Below are 17,227 nucleotides of genomic sequence, written 5' to 3' on the forward strand. Positions count from 1 at the left end.
CAGCGTCGGCCTCTACAGCGGCCTGCTGGCCCTCCGTCGCCGACGCGAGCGGCGTCGCTGCGGCATGGCGCCCACTCCCGGCGATTTGCGGTGATAAGGGTCTCCAGGTCGGTCAGTACAACCGGATCATGGAGACTCGTGCTACGTCCGCGTGCCGAAACTTCGGAATTGATCGTCTAGATGAACCGCCAGAGATGGTCGTTGGTGCCGTTGTCGTCCCAGAGCAGGACCTGGGCACCCTGTGCGGTTGACATGTCAGTGACGCCGAGGACCCGGCCGCCGTTGGCGTTCTGGATGCGGAAGTATCCGTTGGCACCGTAGCGCAGCCGCCATCGGCGGTCGGCCCCCCCGGTGTCCGCCGCCTGGACGATCCGGGAGCCGTTGCCGCTGGCCCCGCCCTCGACCGCGAGCACCCGGCCACTGTGCGCGTTGCGGAAGCGCAGGTAGCCGTTCGTGTCCACGATCGCAGTCCATACGTGGTCGTCGGTCCCGCTGTCGCCCCACTGAATGACGAGTGCACCGTTCTCGGTGGACATGTTCTGCACGCCGAGGACGAGGCCGCTGGCCAGGTTCTGGATCCGGACTGCGCCGTCGGGTACGAATCGCCACTGGTTGTCCGGGGTGCCGTTGTCCTGGTCCTGCACGGCCTGGGCCCCCCAGGCCGTGGAGCCGTTCAGGATGGCCAGTAGCTTGCCGCTGTTGACGTTGCGGATCTTGTGGGACCCGTCGCCGGCGTCGACGATGGTCCACTGGTGGTCGGCGGTGCCGTTGTCCGCCCACTGCAGGACGCGGGCGTTGTCCGCGGTGGACATGTTCTCCACGCCCAGCACCTTGCCGCTGTTGACGTTGCGTAGCCGTACGGCAGTCCCGTCGACCACCAACTGCCAGTTGTGGTCGGCGGTGCCGCTGTCGCCCCACTGGAGCGCGAGCCCGCCGTCGGCCATGGACATGTTCTGGATGCCGAGTACGAGTCCGGTGGCGGCGTTGACCAGACGGAAACTGGCGGTGTTGTCGTCGCCTCCCGGACCGGTCCTCCAGTAGACGGTGTAGTTGTGCCCGTGGGCATCGTAGAAGGGCCCGAGGTCGACAGCGGTCCCGTTCGCGGTGGCGGTGAAGGCGAGCGCGCTGGTGCTGGTGCGCGTGATCGAGGTGGGGTCGAGGGACGGCAGGGCGCGCAGGCTGGTGTCGCCGTAGTTGCCGGACAGGACCACCGGACCGTACGTGATGGCGGCGACGGCGGGGTCGTCGTTGGCGGCCTCCATGACGACCCGCATCGGCAGGCGCACCGTGACGACGTCCCCCGAGGACCAGGACCGGGTGAGGCTCGAGTAAGTGCCGGGCGTGGCGGCCACGTCCTGCGGCTGGCCGTTGACGCTGATCGTGGCGTCGCTCGTCCAGGCCGGGATGCGGAACCGCATCGTCCACGTCTCCTTGACGTTGCCGCGGACTGTGAGGGTCGTGGTGTCGCTGACGGGATAGTTGGTCTTCTGTTCCACGACTATCCCGCGGTGTGACCAGGTGAGCCTCGACGGTACGTACAGGTTCACGGTCAGGGTGGTGCCGTTGTGGAAGTAGATGGAGTCCATCAGTTTGGTGTTCACCTCGATGCCCGAGCCCTGGCAGCACCAGAAGGAGTTGTAGTCGGTGCTGTAGGTGCCGCCGCCCCACGCAGGACCCACGCCCCGGCGGCCACCCGGCCTGAGCGGCGTGAAGTACGTGACGTGCCCATGGCTGTCGGCGGGGTTCTGCGCGCCGATGACGTGGTTGAGCAGTGCTCGCTCGTAGAAGTCGAAGTACGCCACCTTGTCCGGGTCCAGCAGCCACAGCTCGCGGGTCAGCTTGAGCATGTTGTAACTGTTGCAGTGCTCGCAGGTGTCGTTGGCGAGGTATCCGGCTATCGCGTTGGGGGCGCGGAAGTGCTCCGCCTGACTGTTGCCGCCGATCGCGTAGGTGTGCGCGCCGACGGTGATGTTCCAGGCGTTGGTGGCAATGTCCTGGTAGCGGGTGGTGCCGGTGGCCTTGAACTCCCGCGCCGCGCCGATCCACTTGGGTACCTGCGTGTTGGCGTGCAGGCCGTTAAGCCGGTCCTGGTTGGCAGCCAGGGGGTCGAAGACGGCGGCGTGGTCGAACCGCTGGGCGGCGGTGAGCCAACGGGCGTCACCGGTCTGGTGGTACAGGTCGGCCAGCACCTCGTTCATGCCACCAAACTCGGTGCCCAGCATGGCCTGCATCTGAGCGGTGGTCAGCCTGCCCGTCCGCCAGTCGACCCAGCCGGCGAGTGCGAGGAGCACGTCGCGGGCCTGGGTGCTGCCGATGTGGCGCCACACGTCGAGCAGGCCGGCCAGGGTCTTGTGAATGCAGTAGTACGGCACGTTGCCGTTGATCGACGTGCGGGCTTCGAGCTTGCTGAAGTCGGACTCGGGGAACCCCGACAAGTAGCCGGGGCTGAACCCGGCGGCGTCATTGTTGGCCTGACACTTGGCCAGCTCGGCCACCATGTAGGTCGCCTTCTCCAGGCACGTGGTGTCGCCTAGCACGGCATACGCCTGGGCCCACGCGGTGAGGAAATGTCCCTGGACGTGGGTGCGGAACGGGAACGATGGGGCGTCCCACCCGCCGTTCGCGGCGGCACCATTGGTGGACAGGCCGTGGTTGGCCCGGAAGTTGTACAACAGCCGGTCCACGTCGACGAACCGCAGGTAGTTCAGGGTCCGATCCTGGTTGTCGAGCCACCGGCCGGCAGTGAGCCGCACCCGGCCGAGGTCGAACTCGTACGCGGAGACGCCGATTTCGGCACCTGCCGGAGGAAGGGCCGCGCTCGCCGGGGACCTGCCCCCGAACGTACCGACGGCCGAAGCGGCGGCGGCGATAGCAGCAGCCTGCAGCAGATGACGCCGACTGAGAGATCCGGACGACACAGCGCCTCCTTGAAGTGGGTGAACTTTCCGACCGTGCCCTACTGGCCGGTGCCGGCCGTCTGCCCCTGGAAGTGGGCGAAATGGGCACATGCGGAGCGGCCGGCGCGAGCACGGCCGCTTGAGTTGGACGAGTGGGTTGTTAGCGCTAACATTGCGGGGCTGTTAAGAACATATGAAAGAAAATCGGCCGGAGTCAATGGCCACGGTAAGTTGCTTGCATTGGAGCGCTCCTCGCAGTCTTGACAGTGCAAGCCGCACCCGCCTACTGTCGCGGTTGTTAACTTCTGGTTTCAAAGTGTTAGCGCTAACGGCATGAGGAGCCCCCCACTCATGAGAGCGATCCACACCCGGGCCTCGCCCGCGAAATGCGCGGCCTTCCCCGGCGGGATTCCCTCCAGCCACGCTCTGGTCGGCCCGATCGCCTCGATGTCGGCCAGCAGCGCCAGCCGCTGCTTGAACTTACCGAGCGTGGCCGCCTTGGCCACGTCCTTCAACCGGTCGAACTCGCTGCGGCGGCTCACCGGATCCACCACCAGCAGCCGCGCCCGGGGCCGCCCGGTCCAGCCGCCCGGCCACCGCGGCGAACATCCCCGAGTTCACCTCGGTCCGGATCGCCGGGGCCATCGCGTCCAGCTTTGTGTAGCCGGGCAGCTCGCACCGTCTGCGGACCAGTTCCTCCAACGCCACATTGATCAGGTCAGTGGGGTTGTCTGTATGATTTCTACGCTTTGGGGCGGTGGGTGATGCCGACCGCGGTCAAGCCGAGAGTGCGGCGAGAGTTGTCTCGCGAACGAGTGTGGGCGCATCGTCAGCTGTGATGTCGCCGCGGTGCACCGCAGCGGATGCACCATGGAGGATCGCCTGGATGACACTGATCTGCCATTCCATCGGCATGTCGTCACGGAACTCGCCGGTCTTCCGGCCATGCTCCAACAGGGCGCGAACGCGGACCGCGAGTTCCTCATGTGCTCGGTGCATGGCATCAGGTGGCAGTGCGTCCGACGCTGCGATGACCAGGGCCCCGAATCGGTGGGTCAAGTGCCAGGTCGTCTCCAGTAGGCGCCCGAGGGCCGCCTGCGGATCGCCACCGAGGTCTATTTTCGTCAACGCAGTATCTGTCTGCGCGATCGCTCGTTCGCCCACCTCGGCGATGAGGGCCGCTCGTGAGTCGAAATGACCGTAGAGGGTGACCCGTCCGACACCCGCGGCTTTGGCGATCTCGTTGACGCTCACGTCAGGGTCGACAGCCAGCAACCGGGTGGCGGCGGCGATGATCGACTCGATGTTGCGACGGGCGTCAGCGCGCCTCGTGCGATCCGATACACCTTCCCTAGCGGACGGCCGCGATTGGGGCTGAGTCACCATCCGTCCCCTTTCTAGTACGTACAACAGTGTTCATGTTAGCCCCTACTGTGCAGGACCATCTGAGACCCTCTACCTCCCGCGCGCCCACGCCGACCGACAGGACTGGAGCGGCGCGTGCTCGTCGCCGTCTGCCATAGAGTCGGCCCCATGACGTCGTACGACACGGCTCCCGCCTGTTCCCAGGCAGAACGGAATGGCGATGCTCACGGTCCGCGAATCGCTCGGCCTGCTGGATGTGCCGCAGTCCTTCACCGCTGAGGGCGTCCCGGCGCAACCCCTGCGGGTCGTCGACCTCGCCACCGCCCCGGCCGGCATCCAGCCCGAAGAGCTGGCCGACCGGTTGGGGACACGGCCCCAGGTGACCGTCGGGGTGCTGCCCGGGGATCCCTCCCCGCAGGCGCTCCGCCTGGCCGTCGCGTGCACGCTCACCCTGTGCCAGGCCTCCCGGGAGGAGGAGGGCTGGCCCTTCACCGTGCCCGTGGACGACGTCGATGCGGCGCTGGAGACGCTGGAACAGGTCGTACACGCGCAGCCGACGGCCGCGGTGAGCCTGCACCAGCTCCTGCATGTGCAAGCCGGACTGGCGGTCCCGGCGGCGCTGGTCGCCGAGTCCGCCACCTACTCCACGCTGCTCGGCGGCTCCGGATTCGCCCGCTGGCTGACCGGCAGACCGCCCCGCCGCCCGAGTGACTCCGGCACTGCGGTCGAGCTGACTGTCGAGGCGGGCACGCTGCGCATCTTCCTGTCCCGCCCGCAGCGGCGCAACGCTTTCAACGCCGCCATGCGGGACGCGCTGGCGGACGCCCTGACGGTGGCCGCGGCCGACCCGTCGCTGCGGGTGGAGCTGCACGGTCGCGGGCCTGACTTTTGTGCGGGTGGCGACCTGGACGAGTTCGGCACCACGCCCGACCCCGCGACCGGTCACGTGCTGCGCATCGCCCGCTCGGCGGGGCTCGGCCTGCACCGGGTCGCCGATCGGACGACGGCGTACCTGCACGGCAACTGCGTGGGGGCGGGCATCGAGTTGCCCTCCTTCGTCGGGCGGGTTGTGGCCAGGCCGGGGACGCGCTTCCGGCTGCCGGAACTGGCCATGGGCCTGATCCCCGGCGCGGGCGGCACCGTCAGCCTGGCCCGCCGCATCGGCCGGTGGCGTACGGCGTGGCTGGCGTTGACCGGAGTGACCCTCGATGTCGAGTCGGCCCTGTCCTGGGGCCTGGTCGACGAGATATCACCTGCCTGAATGTTGCTGCGGGAGGTCGAGATCCGCGGCTGCCGGGCCGACGTACGGCTGGCCGGGGGCCGGGTCACGGAGGTCGGGCAGGCCGGTACGCTGCGCCCGCTTCCGGGTGAGGAGGCGGTGGACGGCGCGGGCGGGGCGCTGCTCCCCGGGCTGACCGACCACCACGTGCACCTGTTCGCCTGGGCGGCGGCCCTGACCTCGGTGGCGTGCGGGCCACCCGCCGTACGGGACGCGCACGCGTTGCGCGAGGCGCTGGCGACGGCGTCCGGCGACGCCGCGGGCTGGGTGCGGGGCGTCGGGTACGCCGAGTCGGTCGCCGGGCCGCTCGACGCGCGCGCACTGGACCTGCTGCACCCGCGGCGCCCGGTCCGGCTGCAGCACCGAGGCGGTTCGATGTGGATGCTCAACACCGCCGCGATCCGGCTGCTGGGCCTCGACAGCCTGCGGGACCCGGGCATCGAACGCGGACAGGACGGCACACCCACCGGACGGCTCTGGCGGGCCGACCACCTGCTGCGTACCGCGCGAACGCCGCCCGACCTGCGTCCGCTGGCCGCCGCGCTGGCCCGCTGGGGCGTCACGTCGGTCACCGACGCCACCCCCGCGCTGGACCCGGTGGCGACCGCCGCGCTCGCCGCCCAACTGGAGGGGGGCGCTCTCCCCCAACGGGTGCGCCTGCTGGGCGCCCCGGAAGAGACGGTCGGCGATCGGCTCACCAGCGGGCCGTGGAAGATCGTCATACGGGATGACGCGCTGCCCGACCTGGCCGGGCTGGCCGCCGAAATTCAGAACGTGCACGCGCTGGACCGGCCGGTCGCGCTGCACTGTCTCACCATGGAGGCGCTGCTGCTGGCGCTCGCCGCGTTCGACGAGGTCGGCTCCCTGGACGGGGACCGGATCGAGCACGCCGCCGTGGTGCCCGATTGGTGCCTGGACCGCCTCCGGCGGCATGGGCTGCGCGTGGTCACCCAGCCGGCGTTCCTGGCCGACCGCGGCGAGGACATGCTGTCCGGCATGCTCTCGGAGGAGCGCGACGACCTGTACCGGTACGGCGGCCTGCTTCGCGCGGGGGTGCCCACGGTGGCCTCCAGCGACGCCCCGTACGGCCCGGCCGACCCGTGGCAGGTGATCGCCGCCGCCCGCGACCGGACGACCGAGACGGGCCGCCCCGTCACACCTGCCGAGCGGGTCCCCGCCGAGGTAGCGCTGGACGGCTATCTGACGCCGGGCCACCTGCCCCGCTCGGGGCCCTGCACCGTACGCCCCGGCGCGGCGGCCGACCTGGTTCTCCTGGACTGCCCCCTGCGGGACGTGCTACGCGAGCCGCACGCGGACCGGGTCCGCATGACGGTCATCGACGGCCGCGCCGTCCACCGCGCCCGTTGAGCGACCCTGCCTACGTACCGGATTCGGTCATCGGGAAGTGGCAGGCGACATAGTGACCGGGACGGGCCTCGGCGATCTCCGGCGCCTGGACCGCGCACAGCTCCCGCGCCCGGTGGCAGCGGGTGCGGAACCGGCATCCGCTCGGCGGCGCGAGCGGCGACGGCGGCTCCCCCGACAGCAGGCGCCTGGGCCGAGGCGCGTCGGGATCGGGTTCCGGGATCGCGCCGATCAGCCCGTAGGTATAGGGATGCAGAGGGTGCCGGTACAGTCGTCCGGCTGGGCCACCTCGCAGACCTTGCCGAGGTACATGACCATCACGCGGTCGCTGACGTTCTTGATCACGGCGAGGTCGTGGGCGATGAAGGGGGTCCCGGTAGCAATGAAGAAATTTCCAACGGATATACCGCTGACCTGCGACAATACACGGCTCTATGACTGAGGTCTCGGTTCGCTTACGGTGTGGACCATGAGCGACGACAAGCCGGAGTTCGGGTACGGCCAGGGACTGCGGCCGTTGTGGAGCGCGCGTGACCGCGACGCCGAGCGGATCCGTGAGGCGTTGCGCGGTGCCGGGCTCGTGGAGTTCAGCGACAGCCGGGCCGGATTTGTGGTGGAGGGCGGCGGGGATGGCAGAGCGTTCCTGGTGGTCTTCGCCGGCCCTGGGAGCGTCGCCGGGCAGCGGGTCGCCTCCTACGCCGGGGCGCTGGCCGCGGCTGGGATGAGGGCCGAGCCCGACGCCGACGACGATCAGGCGCCGCGGGTGTGGCTGCCTTCATGAGCGCGGTGATCGCCCTGATCAGCAGGGGGTGGGAATCAGCGAGGACGGCGGCGCTGGATGGGATCGGCTTCGGCGGTGACGCGGGCGGAGGTCTCCTCGCCGAGGCGTACGTAGCGGCCGAGGCTGGCCAGGTGTTGGTGGCGGCTCTTGGCCTGCAGTTCGGGCGCGGTCCGGCCGGCTTGGGCGAGATGTTGGAGCGCGCTGTGGCGGAGCTGGTGGAGCGTCCATCCCTGCCGGTGCGGGTCGAGCGTGGCCGAGGCGGTCTTGAACAGGTATTCGGCGCGCGGGTAGGACAGCCGGCCGCGTTTGGTGGTCGGGTCGATGTCGGCGGCCGCCCGCGTGCGCGGGCCCGAGGCAGGAGCGCGCCGGTCGGCCAGGAACACCGGTCCGCTGGTGCGGCCGGTCAGCAGGCGGGGCAGCAGCCGGGCGGTGGGGGTGGCCCAGTGCACGTACTCGATGGCGCCGCCCTTGGAGACGACGCGGGCGCGGCGGAACTCCAGGTCGAGGTCTTCGACGTTGAGGGTGAGGATTTCCTCGGCGCGGGCGGCCGTGTCGTACAGGAGCCTCCACAGCACCCGTTCGCGCAGGGCGTGGGCGGGGCCGGTGAAGAGCGTCTCCAGCCGGGCGGCCGGGATGGCGCGGTCGCCGCGCCGGGCGGGCTTGCGCCGTTCCAGGCGCCGGGCCGGGTTGGTGGCCAGCAGGTCCTGGCGCTGTGCCCAGGTGGTGAAGGAGACCAGGGCGGACAGGTGCCGGTTCCAGGTTGCGGCGGCCGCGGTCTTCCAGCGGTCCATCACCGCGGCGTAGTGCTCGGGCTGCAGGGCGGCGACGGGATGTGCCGGCCCGGCCATGGCCGTCAGGCGGGCGAGGGTCTCGGCGTAGCTGGCGCGGGTGGTGGCCGTGGTGATGGAGTCGAGAAAGCGCTCGACCGCGACCGCGACCGTGATCGTCGCGCCAGCTACGTCGGGGACGGAGTCGGGCTGGCCGGGGAAGGCCACGACGGACATGGGGCGGTCCTCCTCCGAGGCGATGTGACACATAATGTTGCCGAGTCGCCGTCGCGGCGGCGGACGCCGAGCTGGGCCGACACGGCCCACCGGCTGCCATTGTGACAGATAATTGAAGTTCTGTGCCACACTGCCGGTCCGGGTGGTGGCCAGCGACTCCGCACGGCATCCGGTGTCACGAGCCCTGAGCCGCTCAGCCATCGACGAAGTTCTTCCGGTCAGGCCACGGCATGGAGCCTTCTGGCCGGCGGGGTGGCCGCCGGTGGCCGCTGTCGGGGTCCCGGCAGTGCCAGCCGCAGGACGCGTTTCCAGACCGAGCCGACCTGGCGGGTCAGGGAATCGGAGGTGTAAGGGAGGCCGAACCGGTCACACAGGGCCCGGACCCGGGGCGCTATCTCGGCGTACCGGTTGCTGGGCAGGTCGGGGAACAGGTGGTGTTCGATCTGGTGGCTCAGGTTGCCGCTCATGATGTGGAACAGGGGGCCGCCGTCGATGTTGCAGGAGCCGAGCAGCTGGCGGAGATACCACTCACCGCGGGTTTCGCCTTGGAGGCGGTCCTCGGTGAAGACTTCGGCGCCGTCGGGGAAGTGGCCGCAGAAGATGATGGTGTGCGCCCACACGTTGCGGGCCAGGTTCGCGGTCAGGTTGCCCAGCAGGGCGGGCAGGAAGGCCGGTCCGGCGAGCAGTGGGAAGGCGATGTAGTCCTTGATGATCTGGCGTCGCGCCTTGCCGGCCACTACGCGCAACTGGGCCAGGGCGTCGGTCAGGCTCTTGTCCCCGGATGGGACGCGTTCGAGTTCGAGGTCGTAGATCGCGATGCCGTACTCGAAGAACAGGGCCAGCAGCGCGTTGTAGAACGGCTGGGCGAGGTAGATCGGGTGCCATTGCTGCTCGGGAGTGATCCGCATCACCGAGTAGCCGATGTCCCGGTCCTTGCCGAGCACGTTGGTCCAGGTGTGGTGGACGAAGTTGTGGGAGTGTTTCCACAGGCTGGCCGGGCAGACGATGTCCCACTCCCAGGTGGTCGAGTGGATCTTCGGGTCGCGCATCCAGTCCCACTGCCCGTGCAGGACGTTGTGGCCGATCTCCATGTTCTCCAGAATCTTCGCGGTGGCCAGCGCCGCCGTCCCAGCGGCCCAGGCGGGGGGCAGCCAGGAGGCCAGCAGCAGCGCCCGGCCGCCCAGCTCCAGCGTGCGCTGGGCGGAGATGACGCCGCGGATGTAGCGGGCGTCCCGCTCGCCGAGGTCGGCGAGCACCTCCTCGCGGATCTTGTCCAGCTCACGGCCGAACTCCTCGATATCGGCCCGGGTGAGATGTGATGTGCCGGTCATGCGCGTTCCTTTCAAAACTCCAGCTCGACGGGACCTGCGGCGGCCGACACGCAGGTCTGGATCAGATCGCCCGCTTCGCCGTGGATCAGGCCGGTACGCAGGTCGCGTACCCGGCCGGAGCGCAGCCGCCCCACGCAGCTGTGGCAGATGCCCATGCGGCAGCCGCTGGGCATGAGAACCCCCGCCTCCTCGCCGACGGTCAGCAACGGCGTCGCGCCGTCGGCGTCCGCCTCCCGGCCGGTCGTGGTGAAACGCACGCGCCCGCCCGCCGTGCCGGATGCCGGAGCCACCGGGCGGAAGGGCTCGGCGAAACGCTCCACGTGCAGCCGATCCACCGGCCCGGTCCACTCGGCCGCCAGTTCGTCGAGCATCCCGGCCGGCCCGCACGCCCAGACCGAACGCTGCGTCCAGTCCGGGCACAGGCCGGCCAGGTCCGCCGGCCCGAGCCGTCCCGCGCTCCGCGTGTGCCGCTCATGCAGCCGCAGGTACGGCGATCGCGCGGCCAGGCGCCGCAGGCGTTCACCGAAGATGACCTCCCCCGGTGTCGGCGCCGAGTGGACCAGCACCACGTCGGGCGGCTCGCCTCGCCGGTGCCCCGGCGGCCGCCCGGCGTGGACGGCCGGCGCGCCCGCCGGGGAAGCCTTCGCCGTGCCGCGGCCGGTGGGGATGTCGCCGGCCAGCAGGCTGCTCAGCATCGCCATCACGGGGGTGATGCCGCTGCCGGCGGTCAGGAACAGCAGACGCGGCGGTGGCGGCTCCGGGATGACGAACTCGCCCTCCGGCCCGGCCAGCCTGACGACCGTCCCGGGCGGGGTACGCCGTGCGAGGTGATGGGAGACGAGCCCTCCCGGGATCGCTTTGACCGTGATCGTGATACAGCCGTCCGGCCGCTGCGGCGGTGAGGACAGCGAGTAGGTCCGCCAATGACGCCGCCCCTGAATCTCGACACCGATCCGGGCCCATTGGCCGGGGCGGTGCGCCCGCCAGCCACGGCCCGGGCGGATCACCAGGGTGACCGCGTCGGCGGTCTCCGGGCGAAGGCCCTCGACCCGGCCGCGCAGTTCCCCAGCGGGCCAGAGCGGATCCAGCAATCCAAGGTAGTCCTCCGGCGACAGAGGCGTCGACAGCCACCGCCCGGCCCCGGCCAGCGACCCCAGAACCCACGGCCAAGCTGAAGTGATCACGGGCGTGATCCGGCCGCGATCCGGTTCAGCTTCCCCAGCACCTCCCGCGCCCGGGTCATGATCCGGGCGGGCGAGCCGACGGCTCAAGGGTGTCCGCGACGGTCATCACGCATGATCGCCTTTCTTGGGCGTGGAAGAGGACAGTCCTGTCGATCACATCCGGGTAATTCCCGCTGATTCATAAAGGAGATTCCGCCGCTTCACCCGCAATCAGTAGATTCGCGCGGCGCTGGGCCGACCGCCACCAGCCAAACAACATAGGTGATGGGCATCTCCAGCAGGGCACGGCCGGTTGCCGGGGGCCCGCGCCAGCCCTGGCATGATCCTCGAAGCCGTTTCGGTGGTCAGCGGCCTTCGCCGGGACGCGTTTCCGGAAGTCAAAAATGCATATCCACCTCCAGAATTGCGAGATTCCAAAAATCAGGGGGTATGATGAAAGAACCGAGGACATTTCGAGCGTTGGCAATCAGGCTGGCGTCGCCCACGGCGATACACCTTCGGCCCTTCAGGGGCTCGGACAGGCCAGGCAAGCCATGACGCCAACACTTCTTTCTCATTACACGCCACTGAACCCCGTCGCGTCCGCGATTCCCCGCGTCGACTCCCCGGTCCGGCTCAGCCTGAATCCCGTACGGGATCGGCGCGTCACCGTGGACGGAGCGTGGTGGCCCTACTCCCGCGACGCCGCCGCTGAACTGCCCGGCCTCATCGCCGCCGTCGATCAGCGGCTCGCCGGGACCACGCTGCGGATCGGCCTGCGCCAGGACGAGTGGGACCACATCCCGCACCGCATTCCGGCCCGCGGGCGGCAGGTGAGAATCGGCTGGTTCAGCCACGCCGAACCCCACGTGCTCACCATGAGCCTGGCAGGCGCGGAACCGATTGCCCTGCTGGTCATCCCGCCGGGCACCACGACCGGTCCCGCCGAGGCCGGACTCAAGCTCGCCGCTGAGGACACCACCGGCTTCGCTCCGGCCGAGATCCTCACCATCGCGCACCTTTTCACCGCACCAGATGTCGGCTTGGCATACGAGGACGACTCACCCGCCTGGGAGAACGAGGGCGGGTACGTCACCGCCCAGCCGTAGACCCCATTCGCTGACCCGCGCGCGAACCGCGCGCCGTTCGCCGGCCGGTTCGAGCCGGGACGCCACCGCCCAACCGCACCGCTCGGCGGGCCTAAATCGCTGCTATTCCTAATCTTCTCCGATCGGAGATCCCATGAACGTCATCGACCCGTCACCGCTCGGGCTGGCCGGCCCATCGGCCCCCACCATCATCCGCCTGTCCGGAGACATCGACATTCTCACCAGCCCAGAGCTTCGCCAGCGACTGACGAGCACGCTGAGCTACAGCACCAGCCTGCTCATCCTCGACCTGTCCGGGGTCACATTCTGCGACGCCTCAGGCCTGTCCGTCCTGGTCGGCATCCAAAACCGCGCCCGAACGATGGGCATCACACTGGCCCTGACCGCGCCCCGTCCATCCATGTCCCAGCTGCTGCGCAATACCGGCCTGGACCGCAGCCTGCCGATGGTGGCCTAAGCGGATGCACGACCAGCCTCCGGACCAGGCCTACGACGGGCTATCACCGTTCCCACACACCGACCCACACCCCACCGCCCATGCCGGGCAGGTGGCTGTCACGGCCACGATCGCGATCGCGCCTTTCATCGCGCTGGGCGCCGGCATCTGGCTGGCATGGGGAACCGGGATCACCCTCACCGACCTCCTGCTGGCCACGGTGTTCTACGTCGTGACCGGCCTGGGGGTGACGGTCGGCTTCCACCGGCTGTTCACCCACCGTTCCTTCACCGCCCGCCCCTGGCTGCGCGCCGCACTGGCCATCGCCGGGTCGATGAGCTTCCAGGGCAACCTCATCGACTGGGTGGCCGTTCACCGCCGCCACCACGCCTTCACCGACCGCCCCGGCGACCCGCACTCCCCCTACCGCTACGGCACCCACCTCGGTGGGCAGTTGCGCGGTCTGGCCCACGCCCACCTGGGCTGGCTGTTCACCGGCGAGCCCACCTCAGCCGCCCGCTACGCCCCCGACCTCCTGCGCAACGATCCGGCCATGCTGCGCATCTCACGCGCCTTCCCCGCCCTGTGCGCCGCCTCCCTGATCCTGCCGTTCGCCGCGGGCTGGGCGATCAGCGGCAGCCTGTACGGCGCCCTGACCGCCTTCATCTGGGCCGGGCCGGTCCGCATCGCCCTGCTGCACCACGTGACCTGGAGCGTCAACTCCCTCTGCCACACCATCGGCAACCGGCCCCACCTCACCAGACTCCACGACCGCTCCACCAACCTGTGGCCACTGGCCCTGCTGTCCTTCGGGGAGAGCTGGCACAACGGCCATCACAGCCAGCCCAGCCGCGCCCGGCACGGCGATCCCGGACAGATCGATCCCTCGGCCGCGCTCATCCGCCTGTTCGAACGCCTGCACTGGGCCACCCACGTGCGCTGGCACACCCCCGGCCACCTCCAGCACCATCGCACGGTAGCCGGCAAACACACCCTGCACAGCCAGCACGCGGTGCCCCGAAGCGGCATCGCCCACGACGCGACCCGCACCGACCCAGCGCCTGGATCCGGCTGAGCCGGACATCCGGGAGCGACCAACATCAAGGACCTGGACAAACGAGGCCTCGGCCAGCACCAGGCGATCTGTTCCATGCCACCATCGCGCCGACTGCTGTCTCGCAACCGTTCCAGATCGAGGTCGATCTGGAACAGTCGCGCTCGCCGGGCCTGGCCGCCCTCATCCCCGGGCGTCGCCAGAACACGCGCCCAGCCCCGTTTAACGCCGATACCATGACGGCCCCTCCGACCACGTGCTGCAACTCACCGTCCTGCTCACACGACCGCGCCATAGGCGCGGCGCAGGGCCGCTCACGGCATCAGCCCCAGCTCGCGCAGCTGCGCGGGCCGCAGCGGCCGCCATCCACTGGTGTCGAGCTTGGCCAGCTCCGCCTCGACGTCCACGTTGATGACGCCGAAGAAGTTGATGTTGTCGCTGTGGCCGGGCGAGATGTGCGACAGCAGCTCATCGGGCACCTCGCGACCCTGGGAACGCAACTCCAGCACCGCTCTCGAATAATATTCTGTCGTCCACGCGATCACCGAGTTGGTCAAAACGGTCAAACACCACGCCTGTTCGGTCTGCTGCTCCAGGTGCGGGCGGGTGACGGCGCCCTGCTGGGCGTAGTGCAGGTCCCTGCGCAGCGCGTGCAGGCTCTCGCCCTTGTTCAGCTGCCGGGAGATCTTCCGCCGGAACGCCGGGTCCGACAGGTATTTGGCCAGGTGCACGGTCCTTCTCAGCATGCCCCACTCCTTCAGCGCGGCGGCCAGGGTGTTCTGCCGGGAGGCGGCCGACCACTTGCCGACGATCAGCGAGGCGGTGGCCTGGCCGTACTTCAGCGACCCGGCCATCCGCAGCAGGTCGCTCCAGCAGCCGGCGACCAGGTCCTCATTCCACCGCGCGCCCAGCAGCGGCCCCGCATGCGGGTAGCGCTTGGTGATCTCGGTGGGGGTGTCGTCGCGAACCAGGGTGACCCGGGCCAGGTCCCGCATCCTGGGAGTGAGTGCCTTGCCGACCAGGTCGAACAACGCGAAGTTGATCAACGTGGCCCCATGGGAGTCGGTCGCGTGCTCATCGATCGGAAGGTCGGTCGCGTTGCCGAGGAAGTCGTCCAGCACGTAGTGCGCCTCCCGCGCCGTCGGCACAATGATCTTCGTGCCGTACGTCGACCACTGATCCGAGACATGCGTGTAGGTCGACAGCACCTGACCCCCGTGGATCACCATCGTCCGGGCGCTCAGGCTTTTGCCCCGCACGGGGAATCGCTGGCCGTCGGAGGAGGACATGGTGCCGCCGCCGAACACCCTGGCCAGCTCCAGGTTGTAGTGGTGGTTGACGATGACCGTGTTGGCCTCGCGCAGCGTCTCCTCCCGGATGTACCACTCCATCGTCCAGGCCAGCACGTCATAGGACACCCCGCAGGCCTCCGACATGCGGGCCAGGCCCAGATTCGTTGCCATCGCGATGAGAACGGCGAGAATGTTGCGCTTGGTCTCCACCGACGTGGTCAGCTTGCGGCCACCGGCGTGGGTGAAGCAGTCCAGGAAACTTGTGCGGGCGTCCAGCTCGATCAGCAGCGAGGCGATCGGCGCGAACGGCAGCATCGCGGCCAGCTCGTCCTTGAGCGCCTTGGCCTCCGCCGGCACGTCCTCGGCCGACAGCGGCGGCACCACCAGGTGCTCGTCCTCATCCAGCCGGACCATGCCGACGTCATCGGGACTGGCCTCGGCCAGGGTCTTGTCCAGCCCGGTCAACGCCGCGTGCAGTTCCTCCTTGCCCTGCTCCAGCGCGTCGGCCGTGCTGGCCGGCTTGCCCACCAGGCGGCAGTACTCGGCGCGCTTGGGCTCCCACTGCTCGGGCGTGTAGAGATAGGTGGCCGGGTCGGCGTAGCGGCGCGAGCCGGGCACGAACACGTCCCCGCTGCGCAGCCCATCGCGCAGGCACAAGATCACACACAATTCCCAGTAGTGGCGGTAGGCGGTGTCCTCCCCGGACTTGCGGGCCCGCTCCAGGTAATCGGCGTACCGGGCGGGCACGAAGCCGGTCGGCGCGCCCGCGGGCACCTTGCGGCCGCCGAGCCGGTTCAGCCCCTGCAAGATGGCCACCGCCTCCATCAGCTCGCTCGTGCCCGGCCCGCCCTGGAAATCGATCGCGGCCAGCACATTCGGGGTGAACTGGCGCAGGTAGGTGTAGGAGGCCTCCAGCTCCGACAGGCGGCCGTGGTCCCTGGGCAGCGGCTTCCACGCATCGGAGGTGATCTCCCGCAGCCGCTGCATGCCGATCCGCTCCCGCAACAGCCCGCCCACCTGCTCGTCGGAAATGGACGGATCGGCCAGCACGGGAAGGATGATGTCCATCAGCAGTTGCCGGGCCTCGCCCTTCTTTGCCCGCTCGACCAGCGCCTCGTCGGTCTTGGCCTTCGCGCGGGACTCCCGCGCGGACACGGCCTGGTCGAAGAGCCCCACCACCTCATCCAGCTGGTCGACCGCAGCCTGGGCGAGGAAGGCCAGCAGGATCGGGAACTTGCGCTCCTTGCGCCGTTCCAGGCCCTGGTTGGTCGAGCGGCGCGCGACCTGGGCCAAGAACCGGCGACGCTCGTTCGGCAGCACCGACAGGTCCATCTGGTGGGCATCCACCGCGCGCAGCCATGTCAGCTTGTCGATCGCGGTCTTCACCGATGCCGCCGAGGCGTCCTTGGCCGGAGCGACCAGCCACTCCAGCCGCGTCATACCCAATCCGGCATCAACGACGAGCATCCGCTCCAGGTCGGCGCGGACATCACCGGTCAGCAGGTGCGCCACCATCTGCGAGGTCAGATCGGAGGCGGCCTTGCGCGCCGTGCCGACCATCTTCGCCAGGATGAGCGCGCCGGGCCGGATCACCCTCGCCGCCATCAGATACTCACGCGCCAGGTTGAACAACAGCGTCGGCGAGTCGTGCTCCATCGCCCGATCCAGCAGAAACTGCTCGAGTTCCTTCATCGCCCGGCTGCCTGCAGGAGCCGTCTTCCACTCCAGATACTTGGCGACCTGGACCAGATGGTCTGATCGGGTCTGGGCCCGATTCCCGTACAGCGATAACGCCGAAGGATCTACGCCCAGCCGGTCCGCGACCCGGGCCACCGCCACCGGCGGCGCCGTGGCCACATCATCGGGCACGAACCCGAGCCACGGCAGCGTGCACAGCTGGACCATCATGCCCAGCCGGTCCACCACGCCCCGCCCGCGACCCGGGTCGACGAACGCGACGTCTGCCGCCGTGGGCGTGAAGTATCGGATCAACTCTTCTCTGCTGATCTCCGGGAACGAACGCAGCTGTTCCAGCTGCTCTTCGGAGAACATTTTCTCTGACAACGCACCGCCTCATGTGCCGCTCCGGACGAATCCGGAACGAACGTAGCGGCAGTGATCATCAGTCCGCCATAGATGGTCAAGCTCCTG

At 69.3% G+C, this 17,227-nt stretch carries 14 protein-coding genes; 6 read left to right on the plus strand and 8 right to left on the minus strand.

Annotation, left to right across the window (positions count from 1 at the left end; all coding sequences use genetic code 11):
- Positions 1 to 176: 176 nt before the first annotated feature.
- The 3 genes from KIP79_RS07945 to KIP79_RS07955 form a co-directional block, all read right to left on the minus strand.
- Complete coding sequence (locus KIP79_RS07945) at positions 177 to 2,918, minus strand: beta-L-arabinofuranosidase domain-containing protein (protein ID WP_214104036.1); 2,742 nt, start codon at positions 2,916 to 2,918, stop codon at positions 177 to 179.
- A gap of 290 nt (positions 2,919 to 3,208) precedes the next feature.
- Positions 3,209 to 3,439 carry a hypothetical protein gene (locus KIP79_RS07950; RefSeq protein ID WP_214104037.1) on the minus strand — a complete coding sequence of 77 codons (231 nt, stop codon included), beginning with the start codon at positions 3,437 to 3,439 and terminating at the stop codon, positions 3,209 to 3,211.
- Positions 3,440 to 3,674: 235 nt separating this feature from the next.
- Positions 3,675 to 4,283 carry a TetR/AcrR family transcriptional regulator gene (locus KIP79_RS07955; RefSeq protein ID WP_214104038.1) on the minus strand — a complete coding sequence of 203 codons (609 nt, stop codon included), beginning with the start codon at positions 4,281 to 4,283 and terminating at the stop codon, positions 3,675 to 3,677.
- 193 nt (positions 4,284 to 4,476) lie between these two features.
- Here KIP79_RS07955 and KIP79_RS07960 point away from each other — a divergent pair, with 193 nt between their 5' ends.
- Both KIP79_RS07960 and KIP79_RS07965 read left to right on the plus strand, forming a co-directional pair.
- Positions 4,477 to 5,523 carry an enoyl-CoA hydratase/isomerase family protein gene (locus tag KIP79_RS07960; protein ID WP_214104039.1) on the plus strand — a complete coding sequence of 349 codons (1,047 nt, stop codon included), beginning with the start codon at positions 4,477 to 4,479 and terminating at the stop codon, positions 5,521 to 5,523.
- A complete protein-coding gene (locus KIP79_RS07965) occupies positions 5,524 to 6,909 on the plus strand; it encodes an amidohydrolase family protein (protein ID WP_214104040.1) in 1,386 nt (461 codons plus the stop codon).
- A 10-nt stretch (positions 6,910 to 6,919) separates the two neighbouring features.
- Here the strand turns inward: KIP79_RS07965 and KIP79_RS50005 are convergent, their stop codons facing one another.
- Entirely contained in the window at positions 6,920 to 7,177 is a 258-nt protein-coding gene (locus tag KIP79_RS50005; RefSeq protein ID WP_372453546.1) for an oligopeptide/dipeptide ABC transporter ATP-binding protein, read from the minus strand.
- A 198-nt stretch (positions 7,178 to 7,375) separates the two neighbouring features.
- Between KIP79_RS50005 and KIP79_RS07975 the strand changes: the two genes are divergently transcribed.
- Positions 7,376 to 7,687, plus strand: coding sequence for a hypothetical protein (locus KIP79_RS07975; RefSeq protein ID WP_214104041.1), 312 nt, complete (start codon positions 7,376 to 7,378; stop codon positions 7,685 to 7,687).
- 35 nt (positions 7,688 to 7,722) lie between these two features.
- On the opposite strand, the gene KIP79_RS07980 is transcribed toward KIP79_RS07975, so the two are convergent.
- From KIP79_RS07980 to KIP79_RS07990, 3 genes are all read right to left on the minus strand, one after another.
- The gene (locus KIP79_RS07980) at positions 7,723 to 8,691 is read right to left on the minus strand and encodes a tyrosine-type recombinase/integrase (RefSeq protein ID WP_214104042.1); all 969 of its coding nucleotides are present in this window, start codon (positions 8,689 to 8,691) and stop codon (positions 7,723 to 7,725) included.
- A 218-nt stretch (positions 8,692 to 8,909) separates the two neighbouring features.
- A complete protein-coding gene (locus KIP79_RS07985) occupies positions 8,910 to 10,022 on the minus strand; it encodes a fatty acid desaturase family protein (RefSeq protein ID WP_214104043.1) in 1,113 nt (370 codons plus the stop codon).
- A gap of 11 nt (positions 10,023 to 10,033) precedes the next feature.
- Positions 10,034 to 11,206 carry a ferredoxin reductase gene (locus tag KIP79_RS07990; protein ID WP_308169617.1) on the minus strand — a complete coding sequence of 391 codons (1,173 nt, stop codon included), beginning with the start codon at positions 11,204 to 11,206 and terminating at the stop codon, positions 10,034 to 10,036.
- Between the two features lie 533 nt (positions 11,207 to 11,739).
- On the opposite strand from KIP79_RS07990, the gene KIP79_RS07995 reads away from it, so the two are divergent.
- From KIP79_RS07995 to KIP79_RS08005, 3 genes are all read left to right on the plus strand, one after another.
- On the plus strand, positions 11,740 to 12,294 hold the full coding sequence (locus KIP79_RS07995; RefSeq protein WP_214104044.1) for a DUF5994 family protein: 555 nt from the start codon (positions 11,740 to 11,742) through the stop codon (positions 12,292 to 12,294).
- Between the two features lie 133 nt (positions 12,295 to 12,427).
- Positions 12,428 to 12,751 (plus strand): STAS domain-containing protein, encoded by a 324-nt coding sequence (locus KIP79_RS08000; RefSeq protein ID WP_214104045.1) that lies wholly within the window; start codon positions 12,428 to 12,430, stop codon positions 12,749 to 12,751.
- 91 nt (positions 12,752 to 12,842) lie between these two features.
- Positions 12,843 to 13,805: an acyl-CoA desaturase gene (locus KIP79_RS08005; protein ID WP_308169618.1), complete on the plus strand. Its 963-nt coding sequence runs from the start codon at positions 12,843 to 12,845 to the stop codon at positions 13,803 to 13,805.
- A 293-nt stretch (positions 13,806 to 14,098) separates the two neighbouring features.
- Here KIP79_RS08005 and KIP79_RS08010 read toward each other — a convergent pair whose 3' ends face one another.
- Positions 14,099 to 17,140 carry a Tn3 family transposase gene (locus KIP79_RS08010; RefSeq protein WP_214104047.1) on the minus strand — a complete coding sequence of 1,014 codons (3,042 nt, stop codon included), beginning with the start codon at positions 17,138 to 17,140 and terminating at the stop codon, positions 14,099 to 14,101.
- Positions 17,141 to 17,227: the final 87 nt, after the last annotated feature.

The sequence above is a fragment of the Acrocarpospora catenulata genome (assembly GCF_018476525.1).
In the GTDB taxonomy this organism is placed as follows: Bacteria; Actinomycetota; Actinomycetes; order Streptosporangiales; family Streptosporangiaceae; genus Acrocarpospora; species Acrocarpospora catenulata.